The 20,980-nt window shown below is 44.2% G+C and carries 13 protein-coding genes; 7 read left to right on the top strand and 6 right to left on the bottom strand.

Going from position 1 to position 20,980, the window contains the following annotated elements:
* Positions 1 to 99 precede the first annotated feature (99 nt).
* The 7 genes from KXD93_RS23840 (at position 100) to KXD93_RS23810 (ending at position 13,225) form a co-directional block, all read left to right on the top strand.
* A complete protein-coding gene (locus KXD93_RS23840; protein ID WP_258139906.1) occupies positions 100 to 2,271 on the top strand; it encodes a DUF5703 domain-containing protein in 2,172 nt (723 codons plus the stop codon).
* Entirely contained in the window at positions 2,268 to 3,656 is a 1,389-nt protein-coding gene (locus KXD93_RS23835) for a GDSL-type esterase/lipase family protein (protein WP_258139905.1), read from the top strand. Before KXD93_RS23840 ends, KXD93_RS23835 begins: the two co-directional genes overlap by 4 nt.
* Before the next feature lie 328 nt (positions 3,657 to 3,984).
* The gene (locus KXD93_RS23830; protein ID WP_258139904.1) at positions 3,985 to 6,540 is read left to right on the top strand and encodes a Kelch repeat-containing protein; all 2,556 of its coding nucleotides are present in this window, start codon (positions 3,985 to 3,987) and stop codon (positions 6,538 to 6,540) included.
* A gap of 104 nt (positions 6,541 to 6,644) precedes the next feature.
* Entirely contained in the window at positions 6,645 to 8,891 is a 2,247-nt protein-coding gene (locus KXD93_RS23825) for a GH92 family glycosyl hydrolase (RefSeq protein WP_258139903.1), read from the top strand.
* 37 nt (positions 8,892 to 8,928) lie between these two features.
* Positions 8,929 to 10,194: a glycoside hydrolase family 99 protein gene (locus tag KXD93_RS23820; protein ID WP_258139902.1), complete on the top strand. Its 1,266-nt coding sequence runs from the start codon at positions 8,929 to 8,931 to the stop codon at positions 10,192 to 10,194.
* The gene (locus tag KXD93_RS23815; protein ID WP_308726306.1) at positions 10,191 to 10,760 is read left to right on the top strand and encodes a DUF5110 domain-containing protein; all 570 of its coding nucleotides are present in this window, start codon (positions 10,191 to 10,193) and stop codon (positions 10,758 to 10,760) included. Before KXD93_RS23820 ends, KXD93_RS23815 begins: the two co-directional genes overlap by 4 nt.
* Before the next feature lie 203 nt (positions 10,761 to 10,963).
* A complete protein-coding gene (locus KXD93_RS23810; protein ID WP_258139901.1) occupies positions 10,964 to 13,225 on the top strand; it encodes a glycoside hydrolase family 3 N-terminal domain-containing protein in 2,262 nt (753 codons plus the stop codon).
* Positions 13,226 to 13,753: 528 nt separating this feature from the next.
* Here KXD93_RS23810 and KXD93_RS23805 read toward each other — a convergent pair.
* From KXD93_RS23805 to KXD93_RS23780, 6 genes are all read right to left on the bottom strand, one after another.
* Positions 13,754 to 15,055, bottom strand: coding sequence for a glycoside hydrolase family 99 protein (locus tag KXD93_RS23805; RefSeq protein WP_258139900.1), 1,302 nt, complete (start codon positions 15,053 to 15,055; stop codon positions 13,754 to 13,756).
* A 61-nt stretch (positions 15,056 to 15,116) separates the two neighbouring features.
* Positions 15,117 to 16,115: a family 43 glycosylhydrolase gene (locus tag KXD93_RS23800; protein WP_258139899.1), complete on the bottom strand. Its 999-nt coding sequence runs from the start codon at positions 16,113 to 16,115 to the stop codon at positions 15,117 to 15,119.
* 21 nt (positions 16,116 to 16,136) lie between these two features.
* Complete coding sequence (locus tag KXD93_RS23795; RefSeq protein WP_258139898.1) at positions 16,137 to 17,144, bottom strand: family 43 glycosylhydrolase; 1,008 nt, start codon at positions 17,142 to 17,144, stop codon at positions 16,137 to 16,139.
* A gap of 83 nt (positions 17,145 to 17,227) precedes the next feature.
* Positions 17,228 to 18,376 carry a hypothetical protein gene (locus KXD93_RS23790; RefSeq protein ID WP_258139897.1) on the bottom strand — a complete coding sequence of 383 codons (1,149 nt, stop codon included), beginning with the start codon at positions 18,374 to 18,376 and terminating at the stop codon, positions 17,228 to 17,230.
* Between the two features lie 20 nt (positions 18,377 to 18,396).
* A complete protein-coding gene (locus KXD93_RS23785; RefSeq protein ID WP_258139896.1) occupies positions 18,397 to 19,101 on the bottom strand; it encodes a DUF3823 domain-containing protein in 705 nt (234 codons plus the stop codon).
* A 27-nt stretch (positions 19,102 to 19,128) separates the two neighbouring features.
* The gene (locus tag KXD93_RS23780; protein ID WP_258139894.1) at positions 19,129 to 20,979 is read right to left on the bottom strand and encodes a RagB/SusD family nutrient uptake outer membrane protein; all 1,851 of its coding nucleotides are present in this window, start codon (positions 20,977 to 20,979) and stop codon (positions 19,129 to 19,131) included.
* Between the last annotated feature and the right edge of the window lies 1 nt (position 20,980).

Raw genomic sequence — 20,980 nt, 5'->3', positions numbered from 1 at the left:
TGGTTAACTATTTTTTAATGAATTATTAAGCAAAGTGGGTTTATTTGTGCTACCAATAGATGGTATCGCTACATTCGAACAACCATCTGCATAAACTAAATGAAAAGAAAAAACTTCCAATTATCAGGCTTTCTGTTGCTTTTAATAGTAGCATCTTCGGGCTACGCGCAGCAGTCTGTCAAGCCAAAACTTCAATCCAATACCCCCCTTGACGCATATAATGTAACCTGGGATACTCCCGGCCCTAGCTCAGCACAATCCATGCCTTTGGGAAATGGCGATATCGGCCTTAATGTTTGGGTTGAGAAAAATGGCGACCTGGTTTTCTACATAAGTAAAACCGATGCCTGGGGCGGTGAACCTGAATCGCAGAAAGACCCTTGGATGAAACAAGGCGGCATCCTGATGAAGCTGGGTGCGGTGCGGATTTCGGTAGATAAAAATCCGTTGATTACAAGCACTGTCTTTAAACAAGAACTCAAACTCAGCAATGGCGAAATAAAAGTACAGGAGGGGGAGGGACTCGATGCAGTTAGTTTTCGTGTTTGGGTCGACGCTAATCATCCCGTCATTCGTGTGGAAACCAAAAGCGCAAATGCAAAAAAAATAAGCGTAAAACTTGAAAATTGGCGGGCAGGTTTAGAGGATACAATATTGGCCAATCAAAAAGCACAGATAGCCTGGTATCATCATAATGCTTCTACCGCAGATCCCCACTTGGCAAACCTCACTTTCGGTGCAATTATAAAGGGCGGTGGATTGGTGAATAAGGATAAATCAACATTGCAATCAGTTAAGGGCGTTACCTCACAGCTGATTTCTATTTATCCCTTAACCAAAGTTTCAGCAAACGGGAAGGAGTGGCTCTCAAAATTGGAACCACGGGTTAATAAAATTGAAAAAATCAAACTGGAACAAACCCGCCTTGCGCATCAGCAATGGTGGCGACAATTCTGGCGACGCAGCCGCGTATTTGTATCTGGCGATGAACAGGCAAAACGAGTTACCCAAGGCTACCTGTTACAACGCTTTGTTACAGCGTGTGCAGGGCGGGGTGCATATCCAATTAAATTCAACGGGTCCATTTTTGTAATCGATAATCCTGCAAAAAATGAAAATGCCGATTTCAGAGCCTGGGGCGGGCAGTACTGGTTCCAGAACACCCGCGCCATGTATTGGCCGCGACTTATGGCCGGCGATTTTGATATGATGTTGCCGATGTTTAACATGTACGCTAAAATCCTGCCTGCAAATGAGGCGCAGGTTCAGCAGTTTTATCACCATGGCGGCGCTTATTTTGCCGAGACCGCACCGTTTTGGGGTGGGCTTAATTACATGGGACCGGAGGTTAAACAAAACTATACTAACCACTACTTTACCCCAATACTGGAGTTAAGTATGATGATGCTCGACTATTATGAGTACACCGGCAATGCTTCATTTGCCAAGAAAACCCTGGTACCGGTAGCCACAGCCGGGTTACAGTTTTTCGATCAGCATTTTAAACGTGACGATACAGGGAAGCTTTTGCTTGATCCTGATAACGCTATCGAAATGTTTTGGAAGGTGCATAACCCCGCACCTGATATCGCCGGTTTACATGCTGTGCTTAGCCGGATGCTAAAATTGCCCGCAAGCCTGGTTGATGAAAAAACAAGATCCGGCTGGCAAAAGTTTTATAACGAGTTGCCGCCTTTGCCGATGGCGGATAATAATGGTAAAACGGTACTTTTACCGTATACCGGTCCGCAAACTGCGAAATCATTCAATAGCGAAAACCCGGAATTGTACGCGATCTATCCATTCCGCCTGTACGGTTTGGGCAAACCAAACCTGGAGGTGGCCATCAATACTTTTAATGCCAGGAAACAGCGTTCGAAGGGTTGCTGGGTACAAGATCCCATCCAGGCGGCTATGATAGGTGATGCTAATACAACAAAAGAATACGTTAGCTATACACTCACCCGTAAAGACCCTAATTTAAAATTCCCTGCATTTTGGGACAAGGGAAATGATTATGCGCCCGATGAAGACAATGGCGGCAACGGCGAAAATGGCCTGCAGCAAATGCTGATGCAGGTTGATGGCAAAAAAATAATGCTTTTACCGGCCTGGCCCGCGGGTTGGGATGCTGATTTTAAACTTAATGCCCCTTATAACACAACTGTAGAAGGTAAGGTTGAAAAGGGAAAGCTTCTCAACCTGAAAGTGACACCCGCCAGCCGCATGGCTGATGTTGTAAATCTGACTAAAAATAATCAAGCCAAATGAAGCTCATTTTAAGTGTAATTCTAAGTTTATGTATTGCCATACCTGTAAATGCTGTAACCAGGATAACCTGTATTGGAGCAAGTATAACCTACGGCGCTACACTTAATGATCCGGCAACGCAATCATACCCGGCGCAGCTGCAAAAGTTGTTGGGTAAAAATTATGTGGTTAGTAATTTTGGTGTGAGCAGCGCCACCATGTTGCGCAAGGGTGATCTGAGCTATTGGAATACACAAGCCTATCAGCAGGCATTACAAAGCCGCCCTGATGTTGTGTTTATTGATCTTGGAGGTAACGACAGCAAGTTGATAAACCGGGTTCATTTAAATGAATATGAGCGGGACTATCATGATATGATCCGGTCTTTTGCACAATTACCATCGCACCCGCGGATAGTATTACTGTTGCCTATCCCGGCATTTTTAACTGATACCAGCCAGATCAATGATAAAGTAATTGTTAATGATATTATCCCCCGCGTAAGGCAGGTAGCCTATGACGAGCACCTGGAGGTTATTGATATGCATTCCATGTTTGTTAATCACCAGGCATGGATGCCGGATAACATTCATCCTGATCTGCAGGGAACTACGATGACCGCTAAAAGATTACATGATGTTATTGTTCAGCCCAGAGATACTGCATTTGATATTTTCAGTAAGATAAAACAACCTTTTAAAACGAGTTCCTTTTATGGCTACCCATGCGCTGAATTTGCATTTGATGGCAGGGATTGTAAGGTGGTAAAACCTAAGTGGAGCGTAAAGGGACATCCATGGGTATGGCGGGCGCGTTTTTGGGGGCATGAGCCGCAAGCGGATATCGCCCTCCTGGAGCGCGGCTTTCACATTGTTTATTGTGATGTTGCCGAATTGCTGGGTAACGATGAAGCCATAGGCCATTGGAACAGCTTTTATAAGATGCTTAACAATGCCGGTTTAGGTAAAAAAGCTGTGCTAGAAGGAATGAGCAGGGGAGGGATCTATATTTATAACTGGGCAGCAGTTAACCCGGATAAGGTAGCCTGTATTTATGCAGATAACGCCCTGATGGATTTAAAATATTGGCCCGATTCGGTAGTTTTAAAACAGGATTTTCATTTGAAAAACCTCGGCGACTTTGCTGCATTAAAAGCGAGCCCTATAGATAAAGTACCCCAAATTGTTAAGGGCGGCTACCCTATGCTGCACCTGATGGCTGAGCAGGATGAGGCAGTTGATCCCGAAAAGAATACGCTTTTGTTCGAGCAAAAGGTAAAAGCGCTTAACGGATCCATATTGGTTATCCATAAGCCCGGCTTTAAACACCATCCGCATAGCTTTCCAAATCCGGCGCCAATAGTTGAGTTTATTTTGAAGGCCACCTGTGTCGATTATTTGGAATAGCCCCGGTTTCACATCCCGAAATTATTACTTGCCCAATGTTATGACGTTCAGAATGCTGCACAGTTTTTGATGGTGCAATCATGGTGGTTTAAAAGAGACCCACTCAATCGGGTTAAATTAATATTACTATTTGCTAAATTAATACAGTTTCCATTTATTCTGCATTAATGGCATACAACGTCTTATCTCACATATTATCTTTGAATGTAACCTGTTTTATTGTAATTTAGCCATCATATCGCCTAAAAACGATTGTTGTTTTTTACCTAATTATAAACTATACAGTTCGGGGTACTTAAGTTTTAATGCTTAGTGTGTACTTATCAACATGAGATTCTTTTTATCCAGGATAGCCGCGGTTATTTTATTAAATATCCAGTTCATATTGCCTGCCAATGCGCAATCATACGGGCTTGGATTTTATAGCCACGAAGTTGTACAGGATAAACGCACCACCCTTGATCTTAGTCTCAACAATGTTGCCCAAAAGGATAACCTTGAGCTGTCATTCGATTTATCATTCATTCCTAATCACGAAATCTATTTCGGCTATATCTTCAGGCTTATTGGCGATGATAAACAAAATATCGACCTGGTATATGACAACCAGGCTAATACTAAGCACTTCAAGATAATTATAGGAGAGAGCCTTTCAAAAGTATCGTTCAACATTGATGATAAACGTTTGTTCAATGACTGGAACAAACTGCGGTTACTCATTGACTATAAAAAAGATAAGATCACCGTGATTTCAGGTCGGGAATCGTTTTCTGAATCGGGGGTTCACCTGCAACAAAGCAAGAATTATAAATTGCTTTTCGGCGCAAACTCGTATCGTCAGTATCAAACAACCGATCTTCCTCCTTTGAAAATAAGGGATGTAAATATATTGCAAAATGGTAGTTTGTTGGCTAACTGGCCCTTAAACGAATGGGATGGTAACGTTGCCAACGAAACTGTAAGTCAAAATAACGGAACGGTAACCAACCCGTTATGGATAAAATCGCGCCATCGCAACTGGCAATTGGAACGGGAGTTTACCGTGCCCGGCGATGTGAGTGTGGCGTTTGATGCAGCAAACGAAGTGGTTTACATTGTCTCCCAAGATTCGTTGGTAACCTTTTTAGTGAATAAAAAACCGCAGTTAAAAAGCGTGGCCTATAATTCAGGCAGGCAAACCTTAGTGCCCGGCGACCAGGCATTGTTCAACAGTAATAAGCTCTACTATATTTACATAGATCAAAAGGCTATTGCTACTTATGATATTACCGGCGGCAGATGGGACAAGGCTTTTAAAAATCCCTCTACTGACAACGGCCACCTGAACAAGTTTTTCAGCAAGGCCGATAGTTCCATTTATACCATAGGTGGTTATGGACAATTGGTATATAAAGATAGTGTTAAACGTTATGACGTTGCCACCGGTACCTGGCAAAAGGTAAAGGTTAAGGGCGATACCTTTACCCCGCGTTACCTCGCAGGCTTAGGCACAACCGCAACAGGAGATACCGCTTACATCATTGGTGGTTACGGCAGCGCATCCGGTCAGCAAATAGTGAATCCGCGAAATATTTACGATATGATGCGGTTTACAGTTAAGGATAAATCGTTTAAAAAACTGTTTACCATAAATACGACCAGTGAGGATTTTGTATTTGCTAATTCTATAGTGATCAATCAAAAGCAAAAATCATACTATGGCCTTATTTTTCCGCAGCATAAATTTAATTCGAGCCTGCAGCTTATAGAGGGTTCGCTGAATAAGTCTGATTATCATTTGGTAGGAGATACCATCCCCTATAAATTTCATGACATTCATTCGTTTGCCGATATGTGTTACTTCCCACATAGCAAGAAATTCCTGGCGGTTACGCTGTTCAGGGAAAATGAGCAAACCAGGATAAAGATCTACTCGTTGTTAAGTCCGCCTGAACCGTTGACAAGCAAGATATTTGAGAACGCGCCCGCCAATATCCTTGTATGGATAATGATTATTTGCATTGTCGCATTATTAATTGCATTGTATTTCCTTCTTTATCGTCGCCATAAAAAGGCAAAAACAGCCGGGCAATTTATTAAGCTGGGTGAAGAATTGCAAACTACGACTCACTACGATGTTACGCAGGCAGGGGATCAGGAGGGCGATCATACCAAACATAACAATAAGAACACCATATTTTTATTTGGTGATCTGCAATTATTCACGCCAGAGGGAAATGAAATCACCAAATATTTTACACCGTTATTGAGGGAGCTTTTCCTGGTAATTGTATTGTACTCGATAAAGCTGGACAGGGGAGTAAGCTCCGAGAAGCTGAACGAGATCCTTTGGTTTGATAAGTCGGAGAAGAGTGCCCGCAACAACCGTTCGGTAAATATTGCTAAGTTAAAATCGCTGCTTGATAAAATGGGTGGTTGTCATTTATCAAAGGATACCGGCTATTGGAAGATTGAGATCGATTACAACAGCATCTTTGTCGATTACCATACCTACCTCAATATCGTATCGAACAAAAATAAACTGAATAAGCAAAAAATTATCCAGCTTACCCATATCACACAAAGGGGTAACTTTTTATCGAATATCGAGTACGAATGGCTGGACGCCTTTAAGTCTGAGGTATCGAACGAGATCATCGATTCCTATATTCAATTTGCAAACAGTGTTGAAATAGCTGAAGACCCGGAATTTTTGATCAAACTGGCCAATGATATTTTCTACTTCGACCCGGTTAACGAAGAGGCGATGATCATAAAATGCAAAGCGCTATCGCATATAGGCAAACACTCGCTGGCAAAAAACACATTTGAAAGCTTTAACAAGGAGTATAAAGTGATTTACGGCGAGGCGTTTAACCGCGATTTCAATTCAATTCTTGAATAAATCTGTTACAAACGTTATTTTTCTTCCCTGTTAATCAAATATTAATAGTTCATTAAGGTTTGTGGGCAAATTTGAGGCTATAAACCAATTATAAAACTTAACAGATGGTTATGAACATTACCCGGTTAATAAGGCCGGTTATTTTATCGGCTTTTTGCGGTATTACTGCAATAAATGCCTGTTATGCCCAGGCCGACACAAGCAACCTGCAATATATTGATCCGCGCATCGGTAACGTTGGGCAATTGCTGGAGCCCACCCGGCCAACCATGCACCTGCCTAACCAAATGGTCAGGATGTATCCAAAACGGGCTGATTATATTGACGACCAGATCTCCAGCTTTCCGCTCAATATGGTATCGCACAGGCTGGGGGAAGTTTTCGCCATAAAACCGGACGATAAGCCCGTTGCTCCTGATTCATGGAAAAAGAAGATGCCGTATGATAACGATCTGGAGATTACCCGGCCATGGTATTACTCAACCTATTTAATTGATAAGGATATTACCGTTGAGTTTGCTCCCGGCAAAAAGGTGGGCGACTATAAATTCTCATTCCCCGCTAAAACGGCTACCAAAAGCATACTTTTTAGTGTTTATAACGATGGTGACGCCAAATGGAACTTTACCGGTGGTAATGCGCTTACCGGTATGGAAACCTACCATGATGATATTAAAATTTACGTTTACGGGCAGTTTAATGCAAAGGGAACTGCCGGTGTAATTAAGGATGGCGCATTATCTACCCAAACATCGGTTGAAGGTAAAGGCGTGCACTCATTTATCACATTTTCTGCAGATGCGCCGGATAATATCGAGTTTAAATACGCTATCTCGTATGTAAGCCCAGAGCAAGCCAAACAAAACTTTAAGGACGAGTTTACAGGTGTTGATTTTACCGCTTTAACTCAGGCCGGAAAAGCTGCCTGGGAGAAAGTTGTAAACCAGATAAAGATTGAAGGCGGTACCGAGGCACAACGCCGCTCATTTTATACCGCTTTGTACCGCAGTAACGAGCGAATGGTAAACATTAATGAAGACGGGCATTATTATAGCGGTTACGATAAAAAGATCCATGACAGCACAAGGCCGTTTTATGTTGATGATTGGGTTTGGGATACTTATTTAGCCCTGCACCCGCTGAGATCAATATTAAACCCCGCTATGGAATCGGACATGCTGAATTCTTATGTGAATATGTATGAGCAAAGTGGCTGGATGCCAACGTTCCCGGTTTTATTTGGCGATAATCCTTGTATGAACGGCTTTCACTCCACCGTTATGTTTTTGGATGATTACCGCAAGGGCATCCGGGGCTTTGATGTAGATAAGGCCTATAAAGGGATCCTGAAAAATGCTACGCAGGCCACCATGCTGCCATGGGAGAATGGCCCGAAGTGCGAACTGGATGATTTTTACTATAAAAATGGCTTTTTCCCAGCCCTGCAAAAAGGCGAAAAGGAAACGGTGAGCCTGGTGCATTCGTTCGAGAAAAGACAAGCTGTAGCTGTAACACTTGGCGGCAGCTATGACGATTGGGCTGTTGGTCAATTGGCGGAAGAATTGAAGAAGTCAGCCGATGCGGCAACATTTGCCAAACGAGGGGCCAATTACAAAAACCTTTGGAACCCGGATAGAAAAATGTTCATTCCCAAGGATAAGGACGGCAACTGGATCAACATCGACCCCAAATTTGACGGAGGCATGGGCGGTCGCGATTATTACGATGAAAACAACGGCTGGACCTACCTATGGCAGGTGCAGGAGGATATCCCGGGGCTGATCAATTTAATGGGTGGTAACGACGGCTTACAGGCAAAACTTGATCAAACATTCCGCGAGAGTCTTGACCGCAGCAAATATGAATTCTGGGCCAAATTTCCTGATGCTACCGGTTTGGTTGGTCAATACTCCATGGGTAACGAGCCAAGCTTCCATATCCCTTACCTTTATAACTACGCAGGTGCACCGTGGAAAACCCAAAAACGTATCCGCTTTTTGTTAGATGTTTGGTACAAGGATACCATCTTTGGCATTCCGGGTGATGAAGATGGCGGAGGTATGTCGGCCTTTGTGGTGTTCTCTTCCATGGGTTTTTACCCGATTACGCCAGGCAAGCCTGTTTATACGATCGGCAGCCCGGTATTTAGCAAGGTTACCATCAACCTGCCAAATGGTAAACAGTTTAAGCTGATAGCCAACAATTGTTCGGTAGTTAACAAATACATCCAGAGCGCAAAATTTAACGGGCAGGTTTTAAATAAACCATGGTTTACACATGAGCAATTGGTGTCCGGAGGTTTGCTCGAACTGGAAATGGGCCCAAAACCTAATAAAAGCTGGGGAATCTGATCTAACCAAAAAACAAAGCACACATAAATTTATCCTGATGAAAAAACAAGTTTTTAGCATCTTGCTGCTACTGCTATGCGCTGTTGCATACGGTCAGCGTAAGCACAGCAAAACGTCTGCGTTTAAAAGTTATAAGGGATTGGTAATGGCGGGTTACCAGGGCTGGTTCAATGCGCCGGATGATGGCGCAGGCAGAGGATGGAATCATTACCTGTCGCACGGCAGGTTTGAACCGGGCAGCACCAACGTCGATATCTGGCCTGATGTGAGCGAATATAAAAAGACCTATAAATCGCCATTTAAACTGGCAGACGGCAGTGACGCCTTGCTATACAGTTCATACGACGCTTCATCAACTGACCTTCACTTTAAATGGATGCAGCAATACGGCATCGATGGCGTATTTGTACAGCGCTTTATTGGCGATGTGCAGCGCGGGCACGGTCGTCTTCACAACGACGCGGTTTTGGGTAATGCGCTAAAATCGGCACAAAAGTACCACAGGGCCATTTCATTGATGTATGACCTTTCCGGTATGGGTGCAGGTGGTGATTCGCTGGTTATTAAGGACTGGAAGCATTTGATTGACAGTATGAAGTTAACAAATCGTGGTAACAAACAAACCTGGCTGTATCACCGTGGCAAACCATTAGTTGCGGTATGGGGAGTTGGGTTTAACGACCACCGTAAATACGGCCTCGCCGAAGCGGAAAGAATAATCGATTTTTTAAAGAACGACCCGGTTTATGGCGGCTGTGCTGTATTGCTTGGCGTACCAACCTACTGGCGCGATTTCGGGAGTGACACTGAAAAGGACCCGCACCTGCTTGATCTTTTAAAGAAGGTAGATATAATTCACCCATGGTTTGTAGGGCGGTTTGATGAAACAAGATACCCTGCGTTCCAGGAAAGGATAGGCGACGATATAGCTTGGTGTAAAGATTATAAAGTTGATTATGTGCCAACAGTTTTCCCCGGCTTCAGCTGGCATAACATGAATCCGCGTGCCCCGCAAAACCAAATCCCGCGTAACCGCGGCCATTTCTATTGGAAACAAATTGCAGGCGCTATAAAGGCAGGTGCAGATATGTTGTACGTAGCAATGTTTGATGAGGTTGATGAGGGTACAGCTATTCTTAAGGCTTCAAAAAATCCGCCGGTAGGTTTAAGTCATTTTGTTACTTATGAGGATGATATTCCCAACGACTATTATTTGTATCTAACCGGATGTGCGGGTAAAATGCTGAGGAAACAGGTTCCCTTTACGGAAACTGTACCTGCTCCAATTAATCATACCAAATAAAGAAGTGTTCAAAGGCTTTAATTGGGGGAGTATACGAGCACCAGCGCGAAACAGCTGTGGATAAACGCGTATTTATACTGACACGATCTGCCTTTGCCGGGCAACAACGGAATGCGACAACTGTTTGGTCGGGCGATATTGTTTCTGATAAAATAAAAGGCGGGCAGTTTATTAAAAAGGAAAGCCCTGTTGATATTATGCCCTTATACGTAAAGGCAGGCGCTATAATTCCGATGGGGCCTTTTCAGCAATATACCGGTGAAAAAGATCTGAAAAACATTGAATTGAGAGTATACCCGGGCGCTGATGGAACATTTACGCTTCACGAGGACGAAAATGATAATTATAACTACGAAAAAGGTGTTTATTCGACCACCAAATTTACCTGGAATGATAAAGCGAGAACACTCACCATCGATTCCCGTAAGGGAAAGTATCCCGATATGTTAACCAGCCGGACGTTTAACGTAGTACTGGTTAATTCAAATCATGGTGTTGGCGGGGAGATAGCAAAAGCTGACAAAATAATCAGTTATAACGGATTGAAAAAGGCAGTGCAATTTTAATAGATCTAACTCAATTGTGCAGTAATTTCTCAGCATTAACCATTAAAAAAGCAATTAAAAGCTCCTTTTTATATAGATTTTAAGAGATTAATGTTTTATTAATCTCTTATTAGTTATCCCGTATAGTTTAGCCCTATAAACAATTATAGCCTGGTGCCGGGTCGGCTGGCACCGCATTAAATTAACTTATCATATTAAATTGTATGCAGAAAAAGAACGCCTCAATTTTGGCTCTCTTAACAATATCGTTTTGTTCATTTAACAACCCGAAACCACCTGTAAAACTTCCTTATAAGGATGCTAAACTGCCCATAGAAAAACGTGTCGCCGACCTTTTAAGCAGGATGACTGTTGAGGAAAAGATCAGGCAGCTGGATATGTATTGGGGCCACGAAGTCGCCAATATGCGCGGACACGAGGCGGAGTCAATGTCTGACAGCGCAAAAATTAACATCGGCAAGCACGGCATCGGCTCGGTGCATGATCTTTATCCATTGACTGCGGCAATCACCAACCAGATCCAGCGATACGCCCTCGAAAAAACGCGTCTTGGTATCCCGGTATTATTTATTGAAGAGGGCCTGCATGGTTATGAGGGGCTGGGCAGCACTACATTTCCTACACCGATGGCATTAGCCGGCGCGTGGGACACTACTATTGTGCACAAGGCTGGTAGGATAGCTGCAACCGAAGTGCGCGCACACGGCGTTAATATGATCTTAGGCCCGGTGCTTTGCTTACCCCGCGACCCACGCTGGGGACGCGTAGAGGAAACGTATGGCGAGGACCCTTACCTGGCCGCCGCCAATGGCGTAGCAATGGTAAAGGGTATGCAAGGCAACAAACTAAGTGACCCTGATGCGGTATTGGCCGAACCCAAGCACTTCGCTGTTCATGGTATTCCCGAAGCAGGCAGCAATATGGCCCCTGTAAATATGGGTGTAAGGGAAGCGCGTTCATCATTTTTATATGTGTTTGAAAAGGCTGTTAAAGAGGGCGGAGCAATGGGGATGATGGCCGCCTACAGCGAAATTGACGGTATTCCATGTGTAGACAATCATTGGTTGCTTACGGATGTGCTGCGTAAGGAGTGGGGTTTTAAGGGTTTCGTTTTGTCTGATTTAGGCGCAATAAAGATGTCCCTGAATAGTCATCGCGTAGCATCAGACCCCGTTGACGCTCTTGCACAAACTATTAATGCAGGGCTGGATATGCAGTTCTATGATTTTCCGCATCCGCAGTTTTTAACGGCTATGACCACGGCTCTAAAAAGTAAACAACTATCATTAGCCAGTCTTAATAGGGCAGTGTCAGACGTGTTGAGGGTTAAGTTTATGCTGGGCTTGTTTGATCACCCGTATATAGAGGAAGGCCTTCTAAAAAAGGTAAACCGTACCGATGCAAGTCGCGCAGTTGCGTTACAGGCCGCCCAGGAGGGGATCAGTTTGTTGAAAAACGAAAATTCAGTTCTACCGTTGGGGCCGAATGTACACAAAGTTGCCGTAATCGGTCCGTTAGCGCAAAGCACGTATTTGGGTGGATATGCTAATAAACAGGGCAGGGGAGTTGCTATAGTTGATGCCCTTAAACAAAGGGCAGGCGATAAGCTGGATGTTAAATTTGAAACAGGCTATTCATCAGATACATCCTCATCCGCACAATCGGAGAATCTTCAAAAAGCTGTCAATACAGTTAATGGTTCAGACGTTGCCATAGTTGTTTTAGGCGAGGATATCAATGAAGTGGGCGAAGGAAAAGATCGTTCCAGTCTCGACCTTAATGCGCAGCAAATACGTCTCATCCAGGCGGTGTACAAAACGGGTAAACCTACGGTAGTGGTACTGTTTAATGGCAGACCCCTGTGCATAAACTGGGTAGCCAAAAAAATCCCTGCTATTGTGGAGTCGTGGTTTTTGGGCGATATGGGCGGCCTGGCTGTTGCCGATGTATTGCTGGGAAACGTTAACCCGTCCGGCAAGCTGCCGATGACTTTTCCGAGGTCAGTTGGGCAGTTACCATACTATTATAACCATAAACCCACCTCAAGACACGTATACGTGGATCAGGATACATCTGCACTCTTCCCGTTCGGGCATGGCTTAAGCTATACCACGTTTCAGTATTCGGGTTTAAATATCAGTCCGGCAAATATCCCTGTTAACGGCTCCGTTAATGTGAGCGTAAGCATAAAGAACACCGGCAAGGTCGAGGGTACCGAAGTAGTTCAGCTTTACCTGCGCGATGTTATCTCCAGCGTTACAACCCCGGTAAAATCGTTAAAGGGATTTAAACGCATCAGCCTTAAACCAGGTGAAAGCGGGATAGTAAACTTTAAGCTTGATAATAAGGAATTAATGCTTTGGAACCGCCAAATGAAGGAGGTTGTTGAACCCGGTGAGTTTAAAGTTATGGTGGGTAGCTCGTCCGAAGATATAAGGGCGAGAGGGAGTTTTTACGTGAAATAATTTTGATGTGCGGATGCGTGAATATGCGGATGTGCGTATTGAAGACGTTGAAAATATCCAGGTGTAAATAAGTTGATCTGGTTTTTAGTTAATGTTATCGATTGCAGATAACTTTGTATGTCCGGGATGAGATCCGGACATACTTTTTTGTTGTTATTTACAAAATTGTCATTGCGAGCGTAGCGCGGCAACCTCGTCGCGAGCAGGGCGGATATGCAAGGCTACCAGGTTGCTTCGTCGTTCCTCTCCGCAATGACAAGTTTATATAAATGTATGATGGGATCTCACCCTGAGCCTGTCGAACGGCGAGCTGCGCAGAGGCCTATTCGCGTGCCAAGCATGGAGCAGAGGCCTTTGCCCGCATACTTCGAGTACCTCAGTATGACATCCCGCCCTTGTCATTTCACCCTTGCAATCCAGCGGATTTTATAACTCTCAATAACAATATTTGAGTAGGGGTTAAACAAAGAAGCGGATTGATCTCCCGATCAACCCGCTTCTTAAATGTATAAGGGTTTGATTTGTTGTTTATAGCGTTGGTTTTGTCGGCCTTGTAGCTGTAAGCGGGATTATACCCTTAAACATTTTAGCACCATCGCCGGTCAATCTCAAATAATAATCGGACGAGCAAGCTGTGCCATCTTCATCAAGTGACATGAAATTTGGGCCAGGTACTCCGTCTGTTATAATTCTTGGTCCTGATGGTACAAATGCCTGGCTTTCGGCTGTTTTAACTATTTGATTACCCTCGTTAAATTCATCATACATAGAGATATAAAGGCCTTGGGCGCCTGCCTTGGTCATGTTGTAAAATTGCCGCCACATAAAATCGCCATGTGCCCTTTGGCGGGCACTCAGGTCGCCTGGTAATATACAGGGTTGATAGTCAATGCCATAACTGCGGCAATATGATTCATCGGCCTTATTTGTATTTGTATAATAGCCATCAGACTCATTGGCATTGCCAATTCTCCCCACCATCCATGGCGAAAGCATGTCAAAAGTTTTATATGTGGTTAAGAAATCGGGTCTTGAATCACTATTCTGATCGCGCCAATGTGTTGGCACACCACCGATAACATAACATCCTTTGCTTTGAAACCATTTGATCACAGCGGTACAAGTTTCGGAAGTGAAATTGTGGTTATCATCGCTAAAACCAAAGCCCCAGATACATACTACCGGTTTACCATTTTGTTTGGCATACTGCGCAGATGAAGTAAGCGCCGACATTTTGCTTGTCCAGTCAGCTTCCATTTCGGTAGCCATGTTTGCCCAGCCGCTTACATCGTACATAATGTAAAATTTAACACTATTTTTTTCGGCGGCTATTTTTACTTTAGCAGCCATAGCGTCTCGTATAGGGCCTTCCAGGCCGCTGGGATTAAAGCGTTGCAGGGCAGCGCCGTCAATGCCATAATCCTTCATCCATTTAAACTGAATATCAACGGTTTGATCGCTAAATGACGAAAATACAGTTGCCGGCTGCCCGTTATTTAAATTGGGATATTTTGTTGGGAAAGTGCTGGTATACTCGCGGACATCGGGCCACGCGCTAATTCCGGTATTAGTTGGCGACGGCTGCTGCTCCCAGGTTTGGGTCCAATGCCAATACAGGTTAATCGGCGATCCGTCACCTATTGCTGCAAACCAGCCCTGGTAACCAACTATCACCTTGCCAACCACATCACCAACCGGCGACTGCTTGCGAACCACCACGGTATCTGTCTTGGTCGGCGCAGGGTTAGGATTACTTTTCTTTGAACAACTGCTCATCACTCCGGGGAGCAGCGCTATTAGTAACAACGCATTCATCTTTCTTATTCTCATGGTCTTTGGTATTGCAATGCTAATGTTTAATCTGTTTATTTATATGTTTTTATGGTGATTTTTATTTCTTTTGGCCGATAAGATCTGTCTGGATAATTTTCCTGATGGTGCCGTCAGCATTATAATAAAGCTTGTTTACGCAGATGGAGCGCAGCCAATCGTTATGTGAAAGCGAACTGTTATGATAAAATGCATACCATTGGCCCTTAAATTCAACTATTGAGCCATGGTCGGTTGCGCTGTCAGTCGGATCGATATATACGCCCTGGTAAGTCCAGGGGCCCAGGGGGCTTTTGCTGGTAGCGTACTTCATGCGATTGCCCTTGCCCGCTTCGTTAAAATTGTCGGCGTACGACAGGTAGTAAATGCCATTCCGTTTGTGTACCCAGGTAGCTTCATGAAAATCATTGAGGCCCTGCATGGTTTGCATCGCTCCGTCAATTTCCATCATATTATCCTTTAGCTTGCCGCCTTTGCAGATGTTGCCACCGCCGTAATAGAAGTAAGCCTGCCCGTCGTCATCAACAAATACGCAGGGATCAATTAATGATTCCAGACCCGGGATGTATCCCTGTGATTTAAAGCCGCTTGCAGGGCTCTTGCTGGTTGCCACGCCTATCTTCCAGGTATTGTTCCAATCGGTTCCGCTTGGGTGAGGGAAATAGAAATAGTAGGTGCCGTTTTTATAAGCACAATCGGGCGCCCACATAAAACCGCCTTCAATTCTTCCCCATGATACGTCGCTGGCTTGCAAAATCTGGCCTTCATCCCGCCAGGTTACCATATCATCAGTCGAGTAAACATGGTATTTGTCCATCAGGTCGCAGCCGCGGGGTGGGTCTACGTCGTGTGATGGGTATACATACAAGCGTCCATCGGCCCAAACATGCGCCGATGGATCTGCTGTATAGATCTGCGAAACAAAGGGGTTTTTAAACCCGTCGCCGTTGGCGTTCTCAATAACCGGGGTAGGGGTATTGGTACTGCCACTCTTTTTTGAGCACCCGGTAACAGCAATTAAGGCAGTAATGAGCGTGATATTAATAATTAGTTTGTTCATAAGCAGATAGGGGTAATTGGCCTAGTTATTTTTTATAAATCCGCTTGGAACAACCTTTTTAATGGTTCCGTCGGCATTGTAGTATAACTTATCAAAACAAATGGATCTTAACCAATCCTGGTTTGATAGTGCGCTGTTGTGGTAAAATGCATACCACTGCCCTTTGAATTTTACGATGGAGCCGTGGTTGGTATAGCTGTCTGTAGGATCCATGTAGATACCTTTATAGGTCCATGGGCCCAGCGGGCTTGTGCTGGTTGCATAGCGCATTTGATTGTGCTTGCCGTTAACGTCATGGTTGTCTGAATACGACAGGTAGTAAACGCCATTTCGCTTGTGTACCCAGCTGGCTTCGTGAAAGTCTTCCAGGCCTTCCATTTTCTTCATTTCGCCATCAATCTCAACCATATTATCCTTTAGCTTGCCGCCTTTGCAGGTGCCGCCGCCGCCATAATAAAAGTAAGCCTGGCCGTCATCGTCAACAAAAACACAAGGATCTATTAGTGATTCCAGCCCTTTGATATATCCCTGCGATTTAAAGCCGCTTGCCGGGCTCTTGCTCGTAGCAACGCCAATTTTCCAGGTGCTGTTCCATGCAGTTCCGCTTGGGTGGGGGAAGTAGAAATAATAGGTGCCGTTTTTGTAGGCACAATCAGGCGCCCACATAAAACCGCCTTCGGGGCGGCCCCATTCAACCTGGCTGGCACGCAATATTTCGCCTTCGTCTTTCCAGTGTACCATGTCGTCGGTTGAGTAAACGTGGTATTGGTCCATCAGGTCGCAGCCGCGTGGCGGGGCAACATCATGGGATGGATAAACATAAAGCCGCCCATCCTTCCAAACGTGCGCCGACGGGTCGGCAGTGTATATATCCCTTACAAAGGGATTGCCAACGGGTGCATCTTCAACCGGTTTATCCTGAGCGAAGCTTGCCGTTACAGATAGTATACCTAAGCATGCTCCCGCTGCACGCAGATATACCAGCATTCTTTTACCGGTTAATATTTTTAACAAATCATATATGTTCATTATTCAGTTTTTAGTGTAAAATGGCAGAGAGACTTGCTCTCCGCCATTTTGATTGTTTAAATTAATAGGGTTAAGGGAAAAAATTATTTCACAGCAACTTCCAAATCATCAATGCCATAGGTTTGAGTTGCCGTTGTCTTGGTGACGTTGTAGAAGATCCTCATAAAATTCATCTTTCTTAAATTAATTTGATCATTATCGGTGTATCCGTATGCATCGGTCATTTTCAGCTTTAAGTGGTTCCAGCCATTGTGAACTGTTGGGAGAATGCCATCCAGGCCCCAGCCCAGGTGGAAATCATCCGGATTGTTGGCACTGCTAATTTGTATCTGGCCGCCTGCTGATATCAGCGTAACATCCTGAATAAACCACCAGAATTCTAAATAGCCGACATCTTTTGTTGCCTTTGTATCAACAAAAGCAGGGGTAGCAGTGGCTGGGATGGAATATTGAAACTGCATAAAGTCTCCCCCCGCATTAACTGTCCCCTGGATATAGCCGGTACCTTGTTTTGGGGCAGTTGCTACTAACGACCCTCCGTTTACAACGTTCCAGTTATCTAATTTATCGCAGCTACTAATCATAACAGGAGCCGCCACATCAACCCTCATATCATCAATGCCATAGGTTTGAGCTGAAGTTACGTTAGCTTTGGTGTTGTAGAAGATCCTCATATAATTTATAGCCTTTAAATTAACGAGATTTGCATCTGTCAACCCGTATGCATCTATAAATCTCAGCTGCATGTGGTTCCAGCCAGCGTGCACTGTGTCGAGAATTGAAGACAACCCCCAACCAAGACGGAAATTATCCGGATTGTTGTCACTGCTCATTTGTATCTGGCCACCCGGGTCTATCTGGGAAACATCCTGAATATACCACCAGAATTTTAATTCGCCGGTTCCTAAGGCCTGTTTTGTGTCAACAGGGGTAGTGAGCGCGAGCTGAAACTGCATAAAATTTCCCCCCACTGCAATGGTTCCCTGAACATAGCCCTTTCCTTCCTTAGCGGCGGTTGTAATTTCTGTTCCTCCATTTACTATGTTCCAGCCATCTAACTGATCAGCATTACTGAGCACGGCCGAAGTATCAATTATCGGTTTAGTTGTATCCGGAGGCGGTGGTTTCAGCATGGAGGTATCTCTGGACTTATATTGCACTTTTTTACAGCTAAAAACTGTTATTGCTATTATGAAGATGGAACAAGCCATCATTATTTTAATGAATTTCATTTCCTTTTATTTAAGATTAATTACTTAGGAACATCTATCTCTATTATGTCCGAAAAATTGGAGCTGTTGTAACTATCGCTTAAACGTACCCCAACGCGTACAAAAAATGTACGGCCCGGTATAAGATTAGGCACCGTTAAGGTCCTCGATTTTTCGGATGCGCTCATATCAATAAAGTCTTTATTAATGGTTACCGCGTTTACATCAGAGAAATCCCTTATAGAAGCGCCTGCACCTACCAGTTTGGTTGTATTAACATAAGGCTGCGTATCCTTAATAGTAGGTAAACCTGCTACTATCGGTGCATCAATATCATACGTCAGGTTTAGCGTTGTGCCGGTTAAAGTGGCGGTAAAGTTTTTGATCACGATATAAGGCGTTACGGTAAAATCATGCTTGGTACCCTGAGCGATGTTTACAGTTATCGTATCATAAATCGGCCAAAAAGCGCCTCCTGTAGGTATAACCCTGTAGCCTCCTTTAAACAGCTTGGTATCCTCAAAAGTCCCGTCGAATTTACTTGGGATGGTTTGTGGAGAAGTCCAGCCAATTTGTTGAAGCTTTATCTGGGTACTGCCTGATGACGTAGGTAAATTGCCACCTGCAGTTGAAATTATATTCCCCTGGAAAGAGGCATTTGGTCCATCATAATTATCTGTTTTTGTACAGGCAGAAATTGCCAGTATAGCCATGCCCGCCAAAATTATGCTAATCAGTTTTTTCATATCTTTAATTTTTATTTTTTTAAATTCTTAATAACCAGGATTATTAGGCAGCAAGTTGGGGTTTTTTGAAATTTCTCCACCCGGAATTGGTTCGTAATAACTTTGTTTCGAGAAAGTATATTCACGGTTAAACAGTTCGGGTTCGGCAAGGAAAATGTATTTATTCTCATCAAATACATAATATGGCATCAATCCTTTAAAATGCGCTTTGTCCAATACCTGATCTGCGGTGCGCCATCTCTTTATATCCCAGTAATACTGGTTTTCAAAGGCAAGTTCCATGCGTCTTTCATTTCTAACTTTAGTTAGGTCGATAGAACCGTAAAGTGTAGCTCCGGCCCTGTCCCTTATCAGGTTGATATCGGCCAGTGCATCGCCGGTATTGCCTAATTCAACAGCAGCTTCGGCACGGTTCAACAATACTTCCGCATAACGAAGGTCTATCCAGGGCTGTACGCTCGAGTTCAGACCAACTGTAGCCTGTACTCTGTTGTAATCAACATACTTGCGTACATAAAAGCCTGTACGCGTTAATTCATCACCGCCGGTCCAGGGGCCTGTAAAGCCAATAACCTGCTTACCCTGGTACAAGGTTTTTGTATCACCTGAAAGTATGTATGAACGCGAATTAGGTTGTTTTGCTACTTCAGCAGCGGCAGTTCCGCTAAATGACGGATAGATACCTCTTTGCATATCAAAAGTAAGCCCTCTTAAAGTTGCGCCGGGGAAATAAATGGTAGCCAGTAACCTTGGCTCCAGCCCCTGCTGTATGTCTGCACGGTTATCAAATCGCTTAGGTGTACCATCGGAGTTGGTTACCTGTAAATTACCCCAAAGCTGTACCAAATCTAAAGTTGGGTATGAACGCGAAAGTGCATCAGCTGTAAAGTAGCGCGGCGACATGGTAGCATCCCAGCTGTGGGCTGTGTTGTTAGCTTTAGAATACTGTTTTATAAATATATTCTCAGGGCTGCCGGGTTTCAGGAACAGGTCAACATAATTCTGTACCTTATCTCCCGGAGTTGCATTATAAAGCGAGTACACACCATCGAGTAATTTTGCAGCGTCATAAGCTGCCTGGAAGTATCCTGTGGCTGCTGAGGCGGGGATGCCTGCAAAACCTGATGAACGTGCTTCTCCGTCAACAAAATTTGCTGAACCATATTTGGCAACACACGCAGCATATAACATTGCCCGCGATTTTAACGCCGCTGCAACATACTTGTTAGCCCTGCCAGCATCGCTGGTTGCCGGCATCATTTTGTAACCCAGGTCAAGCTCAGCGCCGATAAAATCCCATACCGCCTGTTCCTTATCGCGATGTACCTGCAATGTTGCCAATGGTGCGCCGGGATCCTGCGGAACAGTTATAATGGGTACGCCCCCATAACGCTTGGCCATTCCAAAATAATAGTATGCCCTTAAAAAGTGGGCCTCGCCCAAAAGAGCATCTACACCTGTTTGGGTTAGCTGTGTAGTATGCTTAGGTAGCTCGGCTATCATTATGTTAACATTCCTGATATCGCCGTATGGCCAGAAGCCAAAGCCTCCGCCAATATTAAAACCACTCCAGGGGCCAACCTCTTCACCTATAGCGCCGGCTTCGTTAAAAAACTCCGTCCAATCATTGCCTCCGTGTAAAAAGCCATAACCACCACCTGAACCAGAACCGTCAGCGCTGCTGGGTAAGTATTTAAAATCCTCAATGGGTAAATCCTGGTACAGCGTTGCTAAAAACGATTGGATGCCCGCCTGGCTGTTAAATATAACATCAGACGTGAAGATATTCTTTGGCGGAACATTCAACTTTTGGCAGGAGGTTATAGAAACTCCTGCTGTGAGCGATATTGCTATAATTAATTTATGTATACTTTTCATA

Origin of the sequence: Mucilaginibacter phenanthrenivorans, from assembly GCF_024721155.1 — a bacterium.
GTDB classification, from domain to species: domain Bacteria; phylum Bacteroidota; class Bacteroidia; order Sphingobacteriales; family Sphingobacteriaceae; genus Mucilaginibacter; species Mucilaginibacter phenanthrenivorans.
This window is presented reverse-complemented; position numbering and strand designations above follow the sequence as displayed.

Bases quoted from the DNA above. Each gene is read 5' to 3' on its own strand.
- KXD93_RS23785 (WP_258139896.1), bottom strand. From the start codon at position 19,101: ATGAAAAAACTGATTAGCATAATTTTGGCGGGCATGGCTATACTGGCA.
- KXD93_RS23835 (WP_258139905.1), top strand. From the start codon at position 2,268: ATGAAGCTCATTTTAAGTGTAATTCTAAGTTTATGTATTGCCATACCT.
- KXD93_RS23840 (WP_258139906.1), top strand. From the start codon at position 100: ATGAAAAGAAAAAACTTCCAATTATCAGGCTTTCTGTTGCTTTTAATA.
- KXD93_RS23780 (WP_258139894.1), bottom strand. From the start codon at position 20,979: ATGAAAAGTATACATAAATTAATTATAGCAATATCGCTCACAGCAGGA.
- KXD93_RS23830 (WP_258139904.1), top strand. From the start codon at position 3,985: ATGAGATTCTTTTTATCCAGGATAGCCGCGGTTATTTTATTAAATATC.
- KXD93_RS23810 (WP_258139901.1), top strand. From the start codon at position 10,964: ATGCAGAAAAAGAACGCCTCAATTTTGGCTCTCTTAACAATATCGTTT.
- KXD93_RS23800 (WP_258139899.1), bottom strand. From the start codon at position 16,115: ATGAACAAACTAATTATTAATATCACGCTCATTACTGCCTTAATTGCT.
- KXD93_RS23805 (WP_258139900.1), bottom strand. From the start codon at position 15,055: ATGAGAATAAGAAAGATGAATGCGTTGTTACTAATAGCGCTGCTCCCC.
- KXD93_RS23790 (WP_258139897.1), bottom strand. From the start codon at position 18,376: ATGAAATTCATTAAAATAATGATGGCTTGTTCCATCTTCATAATAGCA.
- KXD93_RS23825 (WP_258139903.1), top strand. From the start codon at position 6,645: ATGGTTATGAACATTACCCGGTTAATAAGGCCGGTTATTTTATCGGCT.
- KXD93_RS23820 (WP_258139902.1), top strand. From the start codon at position 8,929: ATGAAAAAACAAGTTTTTAGCATCTTGCTGCTACTGCTATGCGCTGTT.
- KXD93_RS23795 (WP_258139898.1), bottom strand. From the start codon at position 17,144: ATGAACATATATGATTTGTTAAAAATATTAACCGGTAAAAGAATGCTG.